The organism is Alkaliphilus hydrothermalis (assembly GCF_016908555.1).
GTDB classification, from domain to species: Bacteria; Bacillota; Clostridia; order Peptostreptococcales; family Natronincolaceae; genus Alkaliphilus; species Alkaliphilus hydrothermalis.
In genome coordinates, this window is sequence record NZ_JAFBEE010000013.1 from 55,801 (window position 1) to 77,138 (window position 21,338).

Annotated in this window: 21 protein-coding genes and 1 pseudogene; 21 read left to right on the plus strand and 1 reads right to left on the minus strand. The window is 31.5% G+C overall.

All coding sequences use genetic code 11. The annotated features are described in order from the left end of the window. The first annotated feature begins 445 nt into the window (after window positions 1-445). The 4 genes from JOC73_RS10100 to JOC73_RS10115 all read left to right on the plus strand — a co-directional run bounded on the left by JOC73_RS10100 (window position 446) and on the right by JOC73_RS10115 (window position 3,444). Complete coding sequence (locus JOC73_RS10100; RefSeq protein ID WP_204402776.1) at window positions 446-1,291, plus strand: hypothetical protein; 846 nt, start codon at window positions 446-448, stop codon at window positions 1,289-1,291. Window positions 1,292-1,502: 211 nt separating this feature from the next. Next, on the plus strand, window positions 1,503-2,024 hold the full coding sequence (locus JOC73_RS10105; RefSeq protein WP_204402779.1) for a hypothetical protein: 522 nt from the start codon (window positions 1,503-1,505) through the stop codon (window positions 2,022-2,024). Between the two features lies 1 nt (window position 2,025). Then, complete coding sequence (locus tag JOC73_RS10110) at window positions 2,026-2,685, plus strand: S8/S53 family peptidase (protein ID WP_204402781.1); 660 nt, start codon at window positions 2,026-2,028, stop codon at window positions 2,683-2,685. 129 nt (window positions 2,686-2,814) lie between these two features. Continuing rightward, window positions 2,815-3,444 carry a TraX family protein gene (locus JOC73_RS10115; RefSeq protein ID WP_204402783.1) on the plus strand — a complete coding sequence of 210 codons (630 nt, stop codon included), beginning with the start codon at window positions 2,815-2,817 and terminating at the stop codon, window positions 3,442-3,444. 151 nt (window positions 3,445-3,595) lie between these two features. Here the strand turns inward: JOC73_RS10115 and JOC73_RS10120 are convergent. Then, window positions 3,596-3,760 (minus strand): annotated as a pseudogene (locus JOC73_RS10120) (transposase); the annotation flags it as partial. Between the two features lie 392 nt (window positions 3,761-4,152). On the opposite strand from JOC73_RS10120, the gene JOC73_RS10125 reads away from it, so the two are divergent. The 17 genes from JOC73_RS10125 (at window position 4,153) to JOC73_RS10205 (ending at window position 21,160) form a co-directional block, all read left to right on the plus strand. After that, a complete protein-coding gene (locus JOC73_RS10125) occupies window positions 4,153-5,919 on the plus strand; it encodes a sigma-54 interaction domain-containing protein (RefSeq protein ID WP_204402785.1) in 1,767 nt (588 codons plus the stop codon). A 204-nt stretch (window positions 5,920-6,123) separates the two neighbouring features. Further along, on the plus strand, window positions 6,124-7,422 hold the full coding sequence (locus JOC73_RS10130; RefSeq protein ID WP_204402788.1) for an L-cysteine desulfidase family protein: 1,299 nt from the start codon (window positions 6,124-6,126) through the stop codon (window positions 7,420-7,422). Between the two features lie 232 nt (window positions 7,423-7,654). Next, the gene (locus JOC73_RS10135; protein WP_204402790.1) at window positions 7,655-8,362 is read left to right on the plus strand and encodes a LytR/AlgR family response regulator transcription factor; all 708 of its coding nucleotides are present in this window, start codon (window positions 7,655-7,657) and stop codon (window positions 8,360-8,362) included. Between the two features lie 163 nt (window positions 8,363-8,525). Continuing rightward, complete coding sequence (locus JOC73_RS10140) at window positions 8,526-9,677, plus strand: sensor histidine kinase (protein ID WP_204402792.1); 1,152 nt, start codon at window positions 8,526-8,528, stop codon at window positions 9,675-9,677. 163 nt (window positions 9,678-9,840) lie between these two features. Continuing rightward, window positions 9,841-10,437 carry an accessory gene regulator ArgB-like protein gene (locus tag JOC73_RS10145; protein WP_204402795.1) on the plus strand — a complete coding sequence of 199 codons (597 nt, stop codon included), beginning with the start codon at window positions 9,841-9,843 and terminating at the stop codon, window positions 10,435-10,437. Further along, a complete protein-coding gene (locus JOC73_RS10150; protein WP_204402797.1) occupies window positions 10,438-10,557 on the plus strand; it encodes a cyclic lactone autoinducer peptide in 120 nt (39 codons plus the stop codon). A gap of 103 nt (window positions 10,558-10,660) precedes the next feature. Then, a complete protein-coding gene (locus JOC73_RS10155; RefSeq protein ID WP_204402799.1) occupies window positions 10,661-10,798 on the plus strand; it encodes a hypothetical protein in 138 nt (45 codons plus the stop codon). Between the two features lie 14 nt (window positions 10,799-10,812). After that, window positions 10,813-11,160 (plus strand): PqqD family protein, encoded by a 348-nt coding sequence (locus tag JOC73_RS10160; protein ID WP_204402802.1) that lies wholly within the window; start codon window positions 10,813-10,815, stop codon window positions 11,158-11,160. Between the two features lie 17 nt (window positions 11,161-11,177). After that, window positions 11,178-12,443, plus strand: coding sequence for a B12-binding domain-containing radical SAM protein (locus tag JOC73_RS10165; protein WP_204402804.1), 1,266 nt, complete (start codon window positions 11,178-11,180; stop codon window positions 12,441-12,443). Between the two features lie 29 nt (window positions 12,444-12,472). After that, window positions 12,473-12,652: a hypothetical protein gene (locus JOC73_RS10170; protein ID WP_204402806.1), complete on the plus strand. Its 180-nt coding sequence runs from the start codon at window positions 12,473-12,475 to the stop codon at window positions 12,650-12,652. A gap of 18 nt (window positions 12,653-12,670) precedes the next feature. Beyond that, a complete protein-coding gene (locus tag JOC73_RS10175) occupies window positions 12,671-14,026 on the plus strand; it encodes a PqqD family peptide modification chaperone (protein WP_204402808.1) in 1,356 nt (451 codons plus the stop codon). Window positions 14,027-14,049: 23 nt separating this feature from the next. Further along, on the plus strand, window positions 14,050-15,342 hold the full coding sequence (locus tag JOC73_RS10180; RefSeq protein ID WP_204402810.1) for a radical SAM/SPASM domain-containing protein: 1,293 nt from the start codon (window positions 14,050-14,052) through the stop codon (window positions 15,340-15,342). Between the two features lie 11 nt (window positions 15,343-15,353). Further along, on the plus strand, window positions 15,354-16,643 hold the full coding sequence (locus JOC73_RS10185; RefSeq protein ID WP_204402812.1) for a B12-binding domain-containing radical SAM protein: 1,290 nt from the start codon (window positions 15,354-15,356) through the stop codon (window positions 16,641-16,643). 34 nt (window positions 16,644-16,677) lie between these two features. Further along, complete coding sequence (locus tag JOC73_RS10190; protein WP_204402814.1) at window positions 16,678-18,360, plus strand: ABC transporter ATP-binding protein; 1,683 nt, start codon at window positions 16,678-16,680, stop codon at window positions 18,358-18,360. Window positions 18,361-18,529: 169 nt separating this feature from the next. After that, on the plus strand, window positions 18,530-19,438 hold the full coding sequence (locus tag JOC73_RS10195; RefSeq protein WP_204402816.1) for an ABC transporter ATP-binding protein: 909 nt from the start codon (window positions 18,530-18,532) through the stop codon (window positions 19,436-19,438). Next, a complete protein-coding gene (locus JOC73_RS10200) occupies window positions 19,428-20,135 on the plus strand; it encodes an ABC transporter permease subunit (RefSeq protein WP_204402819.1) in 708 nt (235 codons plus the stop codon). Before JOC73_RS10195 ends, JOC73_RS10200 begins: the two co-directional genes overlap by 11 nt. Window positions 20,136-20,287: 152 nt before the next feature. Then, window positions 20,288-21,160, plus strand: coding sequence for a tRNA 2-thiocytidine biosynthesis TtcA family protein (locus JOC73_RS10205; RefSeq protein ID WP_204402822.1), 873 nt, complete (start codon window positions 20,288-20,290; stop codon window positions 21,158-21,160). Window positions 21,161-21,338: the final 178 nt, after the last annotated feature.

A 21,338-nucleotide genomic window follows, 5' to 3' on the forward strand; every position in this document is an offset into this window, starting at 1 on the left:
GTTTTCAGTATAATATATAAAAAATTAAATACATGAAATAATTATAAAATTGAACAAAATAAATAAAGATTTAGGATATTAGATGAATATTAATTTTTTTTAATACATTAATATTCATACAAAATAAATTATAATATTAATTAACAATAATTACTTTGAAAACACACACTAAATACAAAACGCCTATTCAAAGAGATGATAGTATAGAAATGGACAATTGAAAAGTTGGAAAAATGTGAATAATAATTCATATAACACTCATTAAATAGTGATTTTATTAATAATACTCTTAAATTAATGACAAACTTCGACAAAGCAATAAAAGATACTGTGTTATAGTAATTAAGTAAATTCTTATTTATCATATAGGAATTTATTGCACCATCTGTTACTTCCCTACAAAAGTTAATAGATGGAATGCCTTCTTTGTAGGGGAGAGGGCTTAATGTTAAAAAATCAAGCTAAGGAAGGTAGGTTTAAAATGAAAAAAGATTTTAATAAAATTATAGTATTTATTTTAGTTCTAACTTTGTTTACGATGAGTAGTTTATCTAGTTTTGCTCGGTCACCAAAAAATAATGGGGAAACTGTTTTTGTTGATGGTATTGAATATAATGTTAGGGTTGATAACAAGTTTAATACAACAGTAGAAACTGTTGGTTTAGAAAATAAAGCAAAGCTGGTTATCGACAAACATGGTAAGGGTACTATATCAGGAGTTAAAGGGCAAAAGAAAGGTGAGGTATATGAGGTAATTGTAAATGAATTAAGCTATGAGGGACTTGATGTAAAAGTTAAATCCAATGGCAAAGAAATAGAAAAATTTACAAAGAAAGAAGACCTAGTAAAAGATAAATACACAGGTCAAGCGACTATAGTTGTAGGAGGAACTGTGCTGGCAGGTTCTTTAGTCCAAGCGCTACTAGCTGCTGGATTAATATTTATTGCAGCTGGTATTACTTGGGTAGCTGTTACAGAGATTGCTGATATATTGCAGAATAGTAGTAGCACAGGGTATTTCCAATGTAAGTTTTCCCTTGGTATGCTGTTCATTAATCCTGATGATATAACTAGAACACATGCTGTTAATAGAATCAAAGGAGGATATGATGTATATACTTATTCTCGATCAGATGCAAGTGGTATTGTAGTATCAGCTGGGAAGGGTATTATTGGACCTGAAAACCATTATGCTTTTTGGAAATTTGGGGATTATTATGATCACTATCATACAGGAGATAGAAATGGAGCACATTCTTTTTATGGGCTTCCTCAAAAAAGAAGTCTTTAATATAAACTTAAGCATTTTATTTGATATTATTAGTATTAAACATGAGTGATACTAATTGATAATTTAATAACAGAAGGTATCTACGTTTGTTGAAAATGTATATATCTTCTGTTAAAATTCAATTAATAGTATTTATTTATGTGATTTCAACAAGGGAATGTGAATATGTAATGAAATATAAATAAAATTAAAAGGAAGGGTTGTTAAAATTATGGATACACTTGCAAATGATTATGCAATTAAAAACCTTATCATGACAGAGTTTGAAGTTTGGAACTATGATGATGATATAGATGTTATCAATGAACTAATTATTAATGCAATTAGAAGTTCCGAAGGGGTATTTGTATATAGAAGGCTCACCCATTTGTTAGAAGAAAATAAATTCATTAAGTGGTTAAAAAACGAAACTGAAATAATACACTGTAATGAAGTATCTATAGAATTTAAGGAACACAGTACCATGGAGAGTTTTAGACCTATAAATAATGAGGGGGTATATTTTCTTAAATTCACAGAAGATAATAAAGAAGATTTTTTAAGACATTTCAGATTATCCATTAGAGCTATAAAGAATAGAATTGGAAAGAGCAATGGGATAAAATATTTAGAAAAAAGCATGTATATTGATGATCCCCTATACGATCAATATGATTTTATATTTACGGTAGGAGACAAGGTTATATTATTTACCGATATTCATGATTTTACATTTGTTAAAGCTGAGGTGTAGTATGGAAAAACTTAATAAGGCGACGAAAATTATATTGGTAGTTGTAACCTGTATAGTGGTATTATGCTATTTATCTACTAAATTTACCATAATAAAAAGCATATCTAACTCGAATTCAGAGCAAGTAATTATTGGAATAATAGACGCTCAGTTATCTACTGGCTATGATAATGTTGTTACAAATAGTACAGGTATTATTAATTCACAAATAAAGACTCATGGTGATCGGTTAATAAGTTTTGCTAATAAATACTGCCCAAGTTTAAAGATATATTATTATGATGCAACAAATGACAATGGAAGTGTGGATACTAATGGTCTTCTATCAGGATTAAAATGGATGAAAAATAAGGGAGTTAAACATATAAATATAAGCATGAGTTCTAATATCTTTTCAGATGATCTACAAAATTTTATAGAGGAAAATGATAAAGATATAAAAATCTACGCGAGCTATCATAATTTAGAGCAAACCTTAGATTATCCAGCGATGTATAAATATGTAATTGCATCAGGAAAGAAAAGTCGAATTGCGTTTAAGGCAAATGACATACAGTATAAGAGTAACAATATAGTCCTTTTATCTAACGGTATCAAGAAGTACAGTGGCAATTCATTTCTATCAATTATGACAACAATAAACGATATAATTAGTAAATAATATCATTATTATAATTATTTATTATTATTTATTATTATTTGTATCTTAATTATCTTATAAGTGACTATCGTTAGAATAATTAAAACAAGTACTTATTGTAGGTGGGTAAGTATTTTATGGAGTGATATTATGTTATATAAGATTGCATTAATTAGTATGTTGATTAATCACTTTGGAGTTGTATTCTTTCCTAATATAGAGTTGTTTGTGGTAATTGGGAGAATTGCTTTTCCGATTTTTGCATGGGGTGTAGCAGAAGGTGCAAAAAAAACAAAAAAGTTAGAACACTATCAAATGAGATTATTAATTATAGCAATAGTTTCTCAGGTTCCTTATTATTTACTTTTTAATAATTATTATTTAAATGTGTGCTTCACTTTGTTTCTAGGTTTATCTGCTATCAAAATATATACCAAAATCAATAATGTAGTACTAAAGGTACTTTCGATATTAATGCTAATTTTAATAAGTCATTATTTCAATGTTGAATATGGAATATATGGAGTTCTATTGATTTTGATATATTACTTCTCTAAAGAGAGGTTAGTTATAGCAATGCTACAGATACTGATAACTATAATTGGGATAAATATATATAATTACCCAGCAATTCAGTTATATTCCTTGTTGGCGTTACCCTGCATTTTTGTTTTTAGAAATATAAAAGATCAAAAAAGAATACCGTCAATGGTAAAGTATTCAATTTATCCAATACATATATTATTATTTTATTTTGTTGGTATTAGTATAAAGGGATAGAAACCAAAAGAAAACTAGAATTAAGCTTATACATAGAGTCTAACTGATTTAAGTAAGAAAAAGAGGTTCTTTGTCAAGAGGTATTGGTGAAAAAATTTCAAGACAAAACTCAATAATATAATCTATATTGGCTTAGGGAGAGATAATACCCCTAAGCTCTTTTTATTGTAGCTAGATTTTGAGTAATGAGTATTCTATTTTTAAAATGATAGAAGCTCTTATATCCAAAAGAAATTCTTTTGATAACTTTAATTTTATTGTTAATCCCTTATAAAAACCCATTAGTATACCCGTAGGTTAATGTGTTTTCAATGTATTATATTTTATCAGAGTTTGTCAGTTGTCTGAAATATTTTTGCAATAAATTTGATGTGGATTTAATCACCCACATCAAATATTATAGAGCCTCATTTATAATATGCCAATTAGTAAAATATCGAAAAAAATAATTAAATTACCTAATTAATATTAAGGTTGAAGTTAAAGTTAAAGATTAACATTAACAAAACTTAAAGTGATAGATGTTGGAAAACAACAATTATCAACTAAGTTGAAGTTGAACATTAATTTTATTATTAGCTTTCCTATTAATACTAAAACTGAAAAATGTAGACGCTTAGAATATAAATTTTCTATATAAGTTAAGTTAATCCTAGTACTAGTGACTTGGGAATTATTTATGATAGAATAGTCATAGGAGGTGAGCCAATGGCAAAATTATTTGATATAAAAAAAGATGTACAACATATTGCCGAGGCAATAGCCAGTGTGATGGGGGTAGATGTAACCATCGTAGACGAAGACCTCAGGAGAGTAGCTGGTACAGGTGGCTATTTTGAATCTACAGGTGAGAAGGTAGATGGGAATTCAGTCTTTCGTGTTGTTTTAGAAACAGCTGTAGGCTACATGATTGAAAACCCCATTACAGATAAAATATGTTTGAAGTGTGGGGCAAAAAAACATTGTCGAGAGTTCGGTGAGGTATGTGCCCCCATCAATGTTAAGGGAAAGGCTGTGGGAGTAATTGGACTGATTGCCTTTTCTCAAGAGCAAAAAAACAAACTCTTCGCCGATACCGATAGCCTCATGGAATTTCTTCAAAGAATGGCAGATTTAATCGCTGTTAAGCTTTTGGAGAAGGAGAAAAATGATCATCTGCAATTGACCACTAAGCAGTTGGAAACAGTGATTGACTCCCTAGAAGAGGGGATTATCGCAGTAGATTCGTTTGGAGATATTATCAAGTTTAATAATATAGCCAAAAAAATGTTCCACAATCCATCTGTTGAAATGGGAATTAATATTAAATCATTGGCAGTTAATTTTGCTGAACTAATACAACTAGCTTCAAAAGGAGTTTCTATTAAAAATAGAGAGTTTTTATACAATAATAATAATAACCTTCAACTGAGGGGTGTTGCCTCCGTTAATCCTGTAATGGTGGAGGAAGAACTGGTGGGACTCATTTTTATTGTTAAAAACATTTGTCAAGTACTTCGGGAGGTAAATGATGTTATAGGCTCCAACGTCAACAGTACTTCCTTTGAAAATATAGTGGGGGAAAGCCAACAGTTATTGAAGGTTAAGGAAGAAGCTATTAAAGCATCTTCTTCTCCTTCCACCGTATTAATACAGGGGGAAAGTGGTACAGGCAAAGAGTTATTTGCTAGAGGAATCCATTTCTCCAGTCCAAGGAGCAACAAGCCCTTTGTGGCCATCAACTGTGCTGCTATACCAGAGCAACTATTAGAGAGTGAGCTTTTCGGATATGAGGGAGGGACCTTCACAGGAGCAGCAAAGGGAGGCAGGTCTGGAAAGTTCGAATTAGCCAATAGTGGCACAATTTTTCTAGACGAAATTGGAGATATGCCCCTGCATTTACAAAGTAAATTGCTGAGGGTATTGCAGGAGAAAAAAGTTGATCGGATAGGTAGTATCAATCCCATACCGATAGATGTGAGGATTATCGCAGCAACCAACAAAAACCTTGAGGAAAAAGTGGCTCTTGGAGAATTTCGGGAGGATTTGTTTTTTAGATTAAATGTCATCCCGATTAACATTCCTCCATTGAGGGAGCGTAAGCAGGATATCCCTGTGTTAATGCATTACCTTTTGAAAAAATGCAATCAAAAAATGGACAAGGATATTAAGGGATTTGGCGAAGGTGTAATGAGAATTTTTGAGGAGTATACATGGAAAGGCAATGTTCGTGAGTTGGAAAACGTGATTGAGTATGCCGTCAATATGGAGCAGGGGGAAATTATCCATATTGAGAACCTTCCCACAAAATTGAAAAATAGCAATAATGAAAAAGTAGAACCAGCCCTTGATAGATCAATTATCAAGCTAGAAGAGTTAGAAAAGAGGGCTATTAAAGAAGCCCTGCAGATCTGCGACAGTAAAGATGAGGCAGCACAACTTTTGGGGATTGGACGGGCTACCCTCTTTAGGAAAATAAAACAGTATAGACTGTAGCTAAATGTGAAAAAGCAGCCCTTAAGAAGGGGATGAGATCTTGGATTTAAATAGTCTCAAAATGATATCGGTCTCAAAATGATACTGTCAAGAAGTATCATTTTGAGACCTCCTTTATTATATATGTGATAATTTAAAGCTTCTATTGTTGGCATGCTTCTTGCAAGTTATGTAGTCAAGATAATTAATAGGAGGTATGTGGTTATGATGGAATTCGGTAAAATAAAAAAGATACTAGAAGGGGAAGTAATTCCTGCCCTAGGATGTACAGAGCCAGTAGCAGTGGCCTTAGCTTCTGCCACAGCTAGGGAGATAATCGGTGGAAAGCCCCAGAAAATTAAAGTAACTGTTAGTAGTAATGTATATAAAAACGCCATGGCAGTTGGTATCCCAGGAACAGTCCGTGTAGGAATTGATATAGCTGCTTCATTAGGCGTATTTGGTGGAGATGCCAGTAAAGGGCTTGAAGTGCTGAGTAATGTAGAAAAGGGATTAGAGGAGGCAATTGCCTTTGTTACAGAAAAAAACGTACAAGTTGAGGTTAGTAACAAGATGGGGGTTTTCATTGATTGCACTGTAATCACCGATTCAGGAGAAGGGCGATGTGTTATTCAGGATAGCCATACAAATATTACTTTAGTTGAAAAGAATGGTATGAAGGTAAATCAGTGCATGGAGGCAATTCAAGATCATAAGGAAGAAAAAGATGCACTGGTGAAATGGTTACAGGAGAAGAGTATAGACGAAATCATTGATACAGCCAGAATCATTCCTTTTGAAGAGATAGAACCTATGCTGGAGGGACGTAACATGAATCTAGCAGTGGCAAAGGTAGGGTTAGCTGAAAGGGCAGGTATGGGGGTTGGTTTTCTTTCAAAAGGAAGAAATATCACTAGTAGAGAGGGATATGCAGCTACTTTGACGGCTGCCGGTGCAGATGTTAGAATGGCAGGGGTCAAAATGCCCGTGATGAGCAGTGCAGGTAGTGGCAATCATGGTATAACTGCCATCCTACCTGTTGTAGCGATCGCTGAAATGCTAGAAAAAAATGATGAAGACCTGGCAAGGGCTTTAGCCTTAAGTCATTTAATAACAGTCTATATCAAAAGTCATACAGGGAAGTTATCTCCCCTTTGTGGTTGTGCTGTAGCAGCAGGGATTGGAGCCAGTACTGGAATCGCCCTTCTAATGGAGGCAGACAATGAGCAAATCAAGGGAGCAATTAAAAATATGGCGGCCAATATCACTGGTATGATCTGTGATGGAGGTAAAGTTGGGTGTGCATTAAAACTCTATAGTGCAGCTTCAACAGCATATTTATCGGCAGAATTGGCAATTCAAGGCTCTATAGTCCCTTCTGACAATGGGATTATCCACGAAAATATAGAAAAAACAATAAGAAACATGGGAAAACTAAGCTATTTAGGGATGCAGGAAACAGATCGAGTGATTTTAGAAATCATGATGGAGAACAATGGTGTACAGGAGATGTATTGTAGTTAGTAGAAGCAGAGGGACAGTTTGTTCACACAGGTATTCAATATAGTATGGGGAAGTTAATTAACTTCTCTTTTTTTTTGTCTTACTTTAACAGCATTGCTTGTATCTTGTATCTCAATCGAGTTTGATGTGTGAAAATATCGATGTACTAGTTATAAAGATAATTTAATAGAGGAAAAAGACAATCCATATAGAATAATACTTATATGTAAAGAGTTGGGAGGAGGCATTTTTTTTGATCAGAATTGCTGTATGTGATGATGAACAAATTCAAAACGATTTAATAATAAATTTTATAGAATCTATGAATTTGAGTGAAGTAATTTGCAAATGCTTTACAAGTGGAGAGGAACTTTGTGATAAATATGGAGAAAGTAAGTTCGACGTAATTTTCTTAGATATAGTGATGAAGGGATTAAATGGAATAGAAGTAGGAAAGAGAATCAGAGAAATAGATGATAGAGTAATCTTAGTATACTTGACTGGATTTGCTGATTTCGCACTGGAAGCATTTGAATTAAATAGTTTTCATTACCTAATCAAACCTATTACAAAAAATAGTTTTAATAATTTATTTGAAAAAATTTTGGTGAGACTTGAAGAAATAAGAGCACTTGAAAATAAAAATAAAGTCTTATCATTTAAAACTAAGGATTGTATATTTCAAGTTAGATATGAAGAAATTTATTATTTAGAAAAAAATGGTCGTAAAATTATTTTATATACGGAAGACAATGCTTATGATTTTTATGGTTCATTGAAGAAACTTTTATTGGAGTTACCACAGGATATTTTCTTACAGTGCCATCAAGGATATGCTGTGAATATGACTAAAGTCAGGGAAATGGAAGTAGATGAGATACAGTTTATAAAAATAAAAAATAAAGTTCCTGTAAGCAGAAGGTATAAATGTAAAGTTACAGATAGATTAAAAACTTATTAACTGAATAGGAGATTGTAGATAAATGACTCTATTATTAATAGGCAATTTACTAGATTCATTTTTGATTTTTTGGTGTGTGAAGACCATGTTCAATGCTAAGTCAAAAACATTACCGTTTTTATTAGCAATAATTATTCAATCTGGGATCAATAGCTTAATAAATATGAAGCTAGGTTTAGTAGATTTTCATGGTTTTATAATTATGCTTTCCACAGTGACAATACTTTTGAAGATTCTTTATAAAAGACAGTTATTGATGATTGTTTTTAGTACAATAATTGGAATGATTTTGGCAGGGGTAATTGAGTTAATAGTTGGAGCATTGATAACATTTATTTTCAGAGTACCAACAGCAGAGTTATTAGAAAGTAATGGCTTTCGATTGTTAGGAATTATATTGTCTAAAATGTTATTTTTATTAGTTGTTGAATGCATCATATCTAAGAATAGATATATTATGAAGATTAGAGAAGATCACCTATACGTCCTATGTTTAATAGCGTTATTTAATATTATTATTATTTTTATGGCCTTTGAAGTTTATAGCAATGTTGATAATTTAGTCGGGAATAAAGTTATATATGTTATAGAGATCGGATTAGCAGCAATTGTATTTAGTTATTTAGTTTTAATTATAGTTAAGAAAATTACTCAGCTCAATCAAAATGAATGGATATGGAAAATACGTGAAAAAGAATATCAAAATCATATTTTCTACATTAAGAATATGGAAGATATGATGATGACTATGAAATCACAAAGACACGAGTTCAATAATTTTATTAATGCATTGTATGGATTATTATATCAAGAGAAGTATGATGAGGCAAAAAGTTACATATTATCTTTAACAGAAGAAGTTGCAGTTGTAAACGAAATGGTGAGTAATCCAAACCCTGTAATTACAGCTTTGATTAATATAAAAAAAATAAAGGCAGAGCAGTGCAAAACAGTGTTAAACAGTCAAGTATCTTTAACTAAAAAAATACTATTGGAGAATTTAGATTTAACAATTATATTGGGGAATCTACTGGATAATGCTATCGAAGCTAGTACAAAAATTGACGAGAATAAGCGCAACATTGATTTAGAGATATTTTCTAAAGGGTGCAACCTGATTATTTGCATATCTAATTATAAAAACTCAAAAGAATTTTTTCAATGGAGTAGAAGATTTACAAGTAAAAATAATAAAGAAGAACATGGATTTGGTCTCTATAATGTGGCTCAAATAGTAAATAAAAACCAGGGTTCGATTCGTATTGAAGATCAAGAATATGTTTTTAAAGTGATAATACATTTGCCAATAAAATAAAAACCATTACCTTAAATGAATAATGATTTTTTTATCTCAAAACTTAAAAAACAAGGGTGATTTATGTAGAATATAACAATAAAACAACCAGTTATACAATAACTATTTCCTTCTATAGGTTTATGTGGTAAAGTTAGTATCAACAGAAGGGGCAGGTGACAAAATGATAGAAAAAATATCTAAAAGACTAACTATTAGATTGATAGATGAAGGCGTAGTTAGCTTAGATGAATTTGAAATTTATCATTATGGAATGCAGCTATTATTGGCTACATTAATGGAAGGATTTGGACTATTAATATTAGGAATTCTAACTGGCAAAGTTATTGAAACAGTTTTATTTGTATTGATGTTTGGATTGTTAAGGATTTTTGCAGGGGGAATTCATGCTGGTTCATATCTTAAATGTTTTATAGTGACGGCTATTGTTGTATTCATAGGAGTTCAGGTTGTGGAGATTCTACAATATAACTTTGGATTTAATTTTATGCTAATCATGCTGATCATAACAAATACAATTGTATATATTTTTTCTCCGATAGATTCACCTAATAAACCGCTTACCGATGGCGAAAAAGTAAAGAATCGAAGAAGAAGTTTATTGATTACTTTTGTTGGTGCTTTAATCATTGTATTTTTTTATAAAATTAATCCAAATCTTAAATATTACTTATTTATTATTACATTTGCATTATTTAGTGAATCACTGACTCTAATAAGAGTCAGCAGAGATAAATACTTTCTTTTGGAGGTGAAATAAATGAAAATGACTTTGGGGTTACTGACTGTGGTAGCTAGTGCAGCTAGTCAAATTGCAAAAATAAGTATAGGAACAAACTGTTTTATGTTTTTTTATCAACCTAAAGCTCCAAGTAAATAAAAAAAGTAAATTAAGAAGAGTATGAAAAAGAAACATAGTAGATTTTAATTAAGGTGAACTGGCCTTGAGCCTTTCATATAAAAAAATAAAAGGGGGTGAAACAATGAACGCATTTCAAGCGCCTTTAGCAGAATCTTCTGAAGCAGTTGTCCAAGCAGATCTTTGTGGAGTTAACTGTGACTGGGGATTTGGATTAGGGATAGTTATTGCAATGGTAGGTCCATTACCAGGACCAACTTAAAAAATAACTACATAATGAAAAAGATAGTTATATTAAATATAACTATCTTTTTCTACCTTTATGCGTTCAGTATATTTATGGTATCAGAAAATCAAATTTTACACAAAACTACATATATATGGAAAGAAGAAGAAGCGTGTGCAGTCATCATTACTAATGAAGGAAAGAAGATTATTTTAAATCCATCTAGTACAATGATCTGGAAACTGATAGATGATGACTCTACTGTAGATATGATTATTAATACTAGTGTAAAAGAAAATGGTTTGAAAGAAGATCAGTGTATGGATATTATTAAAGATTTAATCAATGTTGGCATAGTAACAAATGAAGATTACATATGGGGGGATAGCTTATTATAAAGAAAATTCTATTAATTATGCCCAGTAACAATAAGACAAGTAAAGTGGGGTATACGGAAAAGTCAACGATGCCTCCGTTAGGTATTATTAGTATTGGTGCATATTTACAAATGCATGGATATAGTGTCGAATACATAGATTTACTATCAAAGAAAATGACTTTACAAGAATTTAAAGATAGCGTTTTAGAAATTAATCCTGATATAGTAGGGATTAGTGCTTATACGGAAACCTATAGCAATGTAATCACAATTTCAAAAATAATAAAGGATATTTGCAATGGAGTACCTGTAGTATTAGGTGGTCCACATGTGTCTTTTTTGTCAGAAGAAGCTTTAGCCAATCAGTCTGTAGATTATGTAATTAGAGCAGAAGGAGAAACAACCTTTGTGGAGCTATTGGAAACATTAAATTATGGGACGATCCCCTTTGAGAAGATTACAGGATTATCTTATAAGAATGAGAATTGTGATCCTATTAATAATGAGGAAAGGAAATTCATTAGTAACTTAGATGCCTTACCTTGGGTCGAGTTAGAGGAGAACCACAAAAAGAATTATTATATCAAACAATTATTTATTACCAGTAGAGGGTGTCCTGGTCAATGTATTTATTGTGCTTCTGCATCTTTAGCTGGTAGGAAGTATAGGGCTAGAAGTGCTGAAAGTGTTTTTAGTGAAATATTCTATAAAGCTAAATATAAAAACGAGAAATACTTTGCTTTTCTAGATGATACTTTTACAGCAGACAAAAAAAGATTAATAAAGTTTTGTAATTATGTAAAAGAAAGCAATTTGGAGATCACATGGCGATGTGACTCAAGAGCCGATATACTAACCTATGAGATGGTAGATATGATGAAAGAAGTAGGTTGTATAGCAGTTCATATAGGAATAGAGAGTGGCTGCCAAAATATATTAGATGAAATAAATAAGAATATTAGCTTAGAAAAGACTGAAAAACTTATAAAGTATATTACGTCAAAAGGGATAGATGTAATGTGTTCTTTTATTGTAGGTCATCATTGTGATACCCATGAGTCAGTAAGGAAAACGATTGACTTAGCGAATAGAATTAGGGACGAATACAAAGCGGTGGTTGCTTTAAGTGCTAATACTCCATTTCCTGGAACAGAGTTATATAAAAATATGGATGAATTGGGAGTTAAATTGGAAATAAAAAATTGGTCTTCCTTTGACCTAGTTCAAGTAATCATATCAACAAAGAATTTAACCCGTTCAGAAATTCAATCATATTTGTTTCAGACGCAAAACAAGAGTTGATACAAGGAAAATATAGGGGGCTAAAATCAATGAAAAGAGTTGTTGTTGAGTTAGAAGGAAACTTAGCATTTTGCGGTATAAATAAAGGATATCAATCATTAGACGGAAGCAATGGACTATTTATAGAAACTGATCCAAAGAGCGGATTAAGGGTATGGTGTCCAGAAGCAAGTATTAAAGAAGTCTACGCGATTGATGTTGAAGAGTAATTTGGAGGTGACAAATAAATGGAGCTTACAATTAACAAAGAAGTAGCCTTTAAGAAGTTTAATGATAAAGGACTACTAATCAAAAAAAGTCAAGGTACATATAAGCGATTAAACTCCACGGCGTTATTTATAATAGAGTTGATTGAGAAATATCAGAAGATGAGTAGGGAGACCTTACTTAATGAACTAAGTGAATATTATAAAATACCAATCAGACTCTTCAAGGAAGATGTTGATAAGTTTATTAATAATATAATTGAATTAGACTATTTGAGATCCGATGAAAAAAAACCAGAGACTAAAGAAGTCGAAATGAAAGGTGGATGTAAAGACAATGGTCTTTGGATTAAGGTAACAAATAGGTGCAATCTAGCTTGTAAATATTGTTATGCAGAATCGGGTGAAGAAGAAGGTAAAGACGAAATAACGTTAGAAGAAATAGAAAACTTGTTGGAAGAGTTGAAAGATCAAAACTTCTCCAAAATAGTCATAACGGGTGGAGAACCCCTTCTTAGGAAAGATATTATTGAAATACTTAAAAAATGTAGTGAATATGGACATGTTATGGTTCTTACCAACGGAACACTATATAACGAAGAACTTTACAAAACAATATTGGACTATGTAATGATGATTCAGATATCTATGGACTCCCATGAAAAGGGTATTCATGAGTTCAATCGAGGAACAGATACATACGATAAAATAATCAAAAGTATTGACTTTATCAACTCACAATCAAAGGATAAGCTTACATTATCCATGACACCTACGCCTGAACATTTAGGAAATATTGTAAAAATGATTGATTTTTGTATAGATAATGAAATTTATAACTTACATATTAACAGATTTGTACCTTATGGAAGAGCTAAGGAGCAGTATGGAGAAACGTTTAATTTAAATGAGTTTTATAGATATGTAGATGCAGGGTATAGTCATTTGAAAGAAATATACATCAAGAACATGGAACAAAAAAAAGTATTTAGGTTTAATCTTGATGTAGCAAACGACTTTAGAAAAGCAGTTCATTCTACTAGTGCAAAAACTTCTTGTGGTCTTAATGAAAGTTTGGTTAGTATTGATAGCAATGGAGATGTTTACTTGTGTGCCTCCTTGCACAAAGAACAGTTTAAAATAGGAAACATTAGAGAAAACAACATCGTAGAATTAAGAACTAAGTCAACTAATGAACATGGCAGTTTTTGCGTTGATTGTTTGACTCGATGTCAAAATTGTGATGTTAAGTACTTCTGTGGTGGTGGATGTAGGGCTTTAGCATTAAATGACTCAAATGATATTTATGGTACTGATAGCAACTGTGAGCTATACAAGCAGAGAATATACAATTTGATGCTAAGTTTTGATGCCTGATTTAAAAGAGAGGTGAAGACCACATGAATACGATTACTGAAGATGGATTCATAGAAAAGTATATTTTATTAAGGGCTGGAATAAAAGTAAAAAAGAGAACAGATCATAAGCTACTTATGTTAAAAAAAGATTGCGAGACATTTATAGTAAAAAAACCCTTTAGTAGTATTTTAGAAGCATTAGCAAGCGGTCAATGTTTGAGGGATATCTTTGAGAAAAAAACCATAAGAAAAGAGGGGCAATTAAGCATAATCAGCATGATTAAAGACTTAATCGAAAAAGAATATTTGATTTTAAGTGATGAGTTGATACCTACAGAATTAGACCTTGAGCCCCAGTGGACTCTTGATGAAGTGTTTTTAGAATTAACAAAGAAATGCAATCTAAAATGTCACCATTGCTACATTAGTCCTGATATACAAGATCATGAGTTATCTTTTGAAAAATGGAAAGAAATTATAGAGGAATGTAGTCAATTGGGCGTATATTTAGTAAAGGTTACAGGTGGGGAAGCATTGCTATCCCCTTATTTCTTTCAGTTAATAGAACTTATTAAAAATGAGGGAATGTTAGTAAGACTCTATACTAATGGTACAGGACTATCGAAAGAGGTTTTATCAAAACTAAAAAATAGTGGTGTTACTGAGTTGCAAATCAGCTTAGACGGTGCTACTGAAGACACCCATGACAATTTCCGTAGGACTAAAGGCAACTTTGAGAAGATTAACAACACATTACCTTTACTGGAAGAAATGGGTTTTTCTGTAATTTTATCGTTTACTGTTTCAAATTATAACAAGTCTGAAATAAATGATTTTATAAAATTGGCAAGGCAGTTTTCAAATATAAGTATAGTGGTCAGTCCATATATCAATTATCATCAAACATTTAATGACACAAATAAAATGTTAGACGTAGGAGATGATTTGATTCAGGAACTAAAAGTTACCTTTAATAATAATAGTGATATCTGGACTAAAAAGACGATATACTACTCAACATATTCGAACAATTATATTGGATATTGTGGATTCGGTATATATTCTTGCTATATAGACTCTTTTGGAAAAGTCTTATTTTGCCCGCTGATCAATCAAGAAGACCAGATTTTAGGAAATGTCCTTAAAGATTCACTTAAGGATATATGGAGGGACTCTCCCCTTCTAAGGAACTATAGAAAAAATTCTGTGATGGATATTGAAGGATGTAGTAGTTGTCTAAAAGCTACCATGTGTAGAGGTGGCTGTCGGGCAAGAGCATTCTTTAAAAATGGTACTTTTTTATCAAAAGATGAAATTAGTTGTAAATTTTTTTAAGGAGAATGTATATGTATAAAAGAGTATTGCTAATAAATTGTGCGATAAACCAAATAAGTAGAAAGAAAATCAAAAGTGCCGTTTCAAGTCCAAATTTAGGGATGATAAGTATTGCATCGACATTGCTTATGCATGGATATGAGGTCAAAATTTTGGACTTTTTTGTTGAGGAAATATCCATAAACCAGTTTATAGATATTCTCAATGAATTTCAACCTGAGGTTATTGGTTTTTCAGTATATACAAGAACAACGAAATTTATGGAAAAGATTATCAAAATTATTAAGCAGATAAAGTATAATGCTAAGATCATTGTGGGGGGACCCCATCCGACGTTCCAAAGTAAAGAAATGTTGGATCAATATCCAATAGATTTTGTAATAAGAGGTGAAGGAGAATTTACTTTTATCAAGCTACTAGAGTACTTAAACTATCCTGATCAGTATTCGATTGACAATATAAAAGGAATATCCTACAGATGTGAAGAAAGGGTAGTTGAAAATGCAGACACAGGATATATTCAGAATTTAGATGCCTTGCCTTTACAAGCAATAGACTTGATTAAGAGGGAAAAATATTCTTCGCCATTTACAATCTCGACAAGTCGTGGATGTCCTGGTGATTGCGTATATTGTGCATCTAGAGCCATGTCAGGACATAAATATAGAAAGAAAACTGCTGAAAATATAATTGGTGAGATTTTATATTTACGCAAAAAACTTGATACTAATAAATTTATCATATTAGATGATACATTTACGGCTGATGAGGAACGTTTAAATAATTTTATTAATTATCTCATCAAAATTGACGAATCCTTTACCTACAGGATCGAATCAAGAGGAGACGTATTGACCGAAAGTATGCTACATAGTCTAAAGGATAGTGGCTGTAAAGTTGTCCATACAGGTATAGAAAGTGGCTCTCAAGAAGTTTTAAATAAAATAGGCAAAAAAATCAACTTGGATGAGTCACTGGGATTAGTTAGATATGGTAAAGATATAGGTTTGCATATGGTATGTAGTTTTATAATTGGCCATTATTCCGACTCTCATGAAACAATCGAAGCCACACTAGAACTTATGCAAGATTTGAAAAAAAACAATATAGAAGTTTCTATATCTATGTGTACACCTTTTCCTGGTACACCTTTATATATCAACAGAGATAAATTAGGTGTTAAACTACATAGTCATTCATGGGAAGAATATGATTTTGGTAACGTAATCATAAGCACTAAGCATCTAACACAACAAGATCTCAGAGACTATTTATTTAAGGGTGTTGAATTATGCAAATAGAGGATCATTTGATATATACGATTGGAGTGAGGAAATGGTAAGATATATGTTTAGGAATAAAAGCCTATTATTTCTATCGTCATTTATTAAATTCGTTGGAGCAACAATGCAGGTATTTATTGCGGTTATAATGGAGAAATTGACTAACTCAGCCATAGAAAAAGACTTAAATTCCTTTAAATTTATGACGTTATTTTGTGTGAGTTACTTTTTAGTCTTAAGTGTGACTAATTTCTTAGACAGTTTAGTACAATCTAAGTATTTAAGAAAAACAATGTTATACTTACGTATTGACGTGTTTAGAGGGATTTTGAGTAGAGACTATCAGAAATTTAATAGTCAAAATACCGGAGATTATATCTCTAATCTAACGAACGATATAGGACTCATTGAAATGAATTATATCGCACCTATCATGATGTTGATTGGAGAAATGGTGGTTTTCGTAGTTTCAGTGGCACTATTATTGCGTGTAAACCTCATGGTAACTGTGACACTTCTGGTAGCAAGTATACTAATGTTGTTAATCCCAACAATATATATCAAGCCCATTAGACAAAATCAAAATCTCTTATCATCGACTTTGGGGAGCTTTACTAAAGGAATTAAGGAAGTTTTATTAGGACATGAAGTGATCAAATCCTTTGCTTTAGATGAAAAAGTAAAAGATGAATTTCATAATGATAGTAAGCAATTAGAAGAAGTTAAGTTTAAGATTAATTTCATAAAAGCCCTTTCTAACGGTACGGGTATGCTATTAGCTTACTTTTGTCAATTTTCAGGAATAATGGTGGCGGGATACTTTGTGATCAAGGGAGAACTGACGGCGGGAACCTTAGTGGCTGTAATGCAATTAGGAACTGGCGTCTTTGCACCAACGCAATCTCTAGTACAAAAATTTACAACAATTAAATCTATGAAATCTATAAATAAAAAAATAAATAGTATCATAACTGAATATGATGACGCTCAAGAAGGATTGGATATAACGAGTTTAGACAAATCAATCACATTACAAGATGTTGGATTTTGTTACGATGAAGGAAAAGACATACTAGAAAATATCAATCTTACTTTTGAAAAAAATAAGAAGTATGCAATTTTAGGTGAGAGTGGTTGTGGCAAAACTACACTAATAAAGCTTATTTTAGGATATTATAAACAATATAACGGATGTATAAAGATTGATGGAGTAGAAATAAATCATGTGAAAAAGAATTCTTTAGCAAAACTTATTGCAATTATCCACCAACATATCTTTATGTTTGACAAGTCGATAAAAGATAATATAATATTGTCTAAGAATATGAATGTAAAACCATTAAAAGAAATCTTAAAAATTAGTGGGATATCAAAATTTATAGACAAAATGCCTCATGGTCTAGATACACCCGTTGGAGAAAATGGTAAAAGATTATCAGGTGGACAGAGACAAAGGATTGCCATTGCACGAGCATTAGCTCAAGATTCTAAGGTATTAATTTTAGATGAGGGAACATCGGTATTAGACTCTATTACTGGACTAGAGATTGAGAAAACCCTGTTGGAGATAGAGGATGTTACTTTGATCACCATCACTCATAAGATGAATGAATCAATCCTGTCCCAATACGATGAGATTATTGTAATGGATAAAGGAATTGTTGTGGAAAAAGGTAGTTTTCAAGAGTTATTAAGTTTGAAAAAATGCTTTTATCAACTCTATAGAGCCAGTTAAATATCAAATTTTGCTTTGGGTAGAGTATGAGGAGGGGGAAATTATGTTAGAACAATTGGGGTACTTATTTGGAATCGTGGCTATTGCATATGGTATAAGATATGTAATTTACCGAATGAGAAAAAATAGATAAGACAGATAAATAGATATGATTAAAGGGGTAATTGTTATGGGAAAGGTAGTTAAGATTATTGGAGCTAGAAAAACATTTGGAGAAAAGCCAGTATTAACAGGTCTGAATCTAAGTATACCTAAACAAAGTATTTACGCTATATTGGGGCACAATGGGGCAGGGAAAACAACAACTTGTAGAATAATCCAGGGTTTATGTAATTTAGATGAGGGTAGTGTAACGGTATTTGGTGAAGAACCTACTAAAAACTTTAAGGCGATTAGTAGGAAATTAGGTGTGTTGAGTGAAGATTTAGGTCTGTATGAAAACTTAACTATTAAAGAATACTTACATATGTATGGGTCCATATATGGTATGGATAAAAAAAGTATTAATATGCAAATTGACAGATTGTTAGAGTATTTTGAACTAAGTGACTCATTAAATACAACGATTTCTAAGTTTTCAAGAGGAATGAAGAAAAAAGTAGCGTTAATCAGAACAGTTATTCATGATCCAAGTTTAATTATATTAGATGAACCATTAAATGGGTTAGATCCTGTTATTGCTGAAAAATTTTGTGAGTTTATATACAAATTAAAAAAAGAAGAAAAAAAGACCATAATTTTGACATCCCATCATTTAGATGAAATAGAAAAAATTATTGATGATTATTCTATCTTGAAACATGGAAAAACAGTTGATATAGTTGACGACACAACCGATGAACTAATTTATCAAATTAAAATCAGTGGGGACTCTATTGAAGCGTTTAACCTTCATTTTGAGGCACTATCTAGAGCGTATCGTATACTACATAATAGGGATGATATTCTCATTTCATTAAGTTCTGAAAAAGAATTGAATAATTTTATTGGAAATCTAATTGAAAAAGATATATATTTAACCGCATTAAATAGATGCAAATCTTCCCTTAAGGAGGTTTACATGAGGTATGGAAGCTAATTATATTAAAATAATTTTAATTAAGGAGTTAAAAGAATTAATAAAAAATAAAGCTTTTATTTCCTATTATGTATATTTAATTATAGGGATAGGGATTATAGTGCCTATATTTTCCCCTTTTGATACCGAGGGGACAGTTAGTACGATGATGTTGACCTTACTACTAACCCCTGCTCTGATTATCCCATCAACATTGGTGGCTGATTTATTTGCTGGAGAAAAAGAAAGGAAAACACTAGAAACCTTGCTAGGGACACCTATCGATATCAAGGAGATGTATTTAGGAAAAGTGTTGTTTGTTGTACTGATTTCTATTACAGTACTAATGGTTACATATATTTTAAATATCATAACTTTAAATATCGTCAGTCAATTTATAGTACAAAAGTGGTTTTACCCATTTAATATTACTGCAAATAACTTTATATGGCTTGGTGGAGTAGGTGTAATTACTTTTGTTAGTACATTCGGAACTCTAGTTTCCATTAATTCTAAAAATACAAAAACATGTAATTTATTAGTGTTTATCAGTTCAGCGCCAATTGTATCACCTTTAATCTTAATGTTAAACACCCCTTTACTAGATATTAATCATAGTGGTGTATATGGAAGTAGCTTAATGATTTGTAGTCTACTAATCTTCGTATATATTGCTCTAAGTTTTAATAAGGTAAAAATATTAAATAAATCTAGATAATCTTGAATACTAATGAAAAAACCCTCCGATTTTAAAATTTCTAAGAAATTTTTGATCAGAGGTTCTTTTTGTGAATACAACTATTAAAAATTAAGACAATTTTAACTAAAGGTGTTATAATATTTGGGGTATAATAGTAGTGAGGTGATTCAATGAGTGATATTGCAGGAGGCGGTTGCCAACAACTAATCCCTTTTAGTGAACGTAAACCCCTTCAAGAAATAGAAAAAAGCATTATAACCAAATACAGGAAAGATATATGGTCAAAATTTATTAAGGCAATAAAGCAATATAATTTGATTGAAGATGGTGATAAGATTGCCGTTGCCATATCAGGAGGCAAGGATAGCATATTAATGGCAAAGCTCTTTCAAGAGCTCAAGAGACATGGTAAGGATAATTTTGAGTTAGCGTTTATTGCCATGGACCCAGGGTATCATGAAAGTATTAAAAAACTTTTGGTGGAGAACTGTGAATATTTAGAAATACCTATTCATATCTTTGATTCAGGGATCTTTAGAATCGTTGATGACCTGGCAAAAGACTATCCCTGCTATATGTGTGCAAAAATGAGAAGAGGAGCATTATATAGCAAAGCTCAAGAGTTAGGATGTAATAAGCTAGCCCTTGGACATCATTTTAATGACGTTGTAGAAACCACCCTACTAAATGTCCTTTATACAGGGAATTTTAGTACTATGTTACCAAAGCTAAAATCTTCCAATTTTGATAAACTAGAATTGATCCGTCCACTATACTTTATCGAGGAGGATGCCATAGCAGATTTTACCCAAACCAGTGGGATTTGGCCACTTAATTGTGCTTGTATGGTGGCTGCTAAGAAAATTGGAACCAAAAGACATGAGGTGAAGGCTTTAATTAAGGACCTAAAAGAAAAGTTTAATGCTGTTGATAAATCAATTTTTAGAGCAGCTGAAAATGTAAACATGGATTGTATATTAGGTTGGCAAAAAAATGGCGAAAAGTTTTCATATTTAGATTCTTACGATGAGCTTAAAGAGTAAAAAATTTGTTTATCCCTATAAAAACCAGCACAATTACGTATTATTTATTTACGTCATGTTTGTTGGTTTTTTCTTATTTAGACCTTATCATTTATTAATTTAGTTATTTTGTGGTATAATATATTTTATTAGTTTGCAATAAACTGGTTTTATATGGAATAATTTCATAGGAGTACTT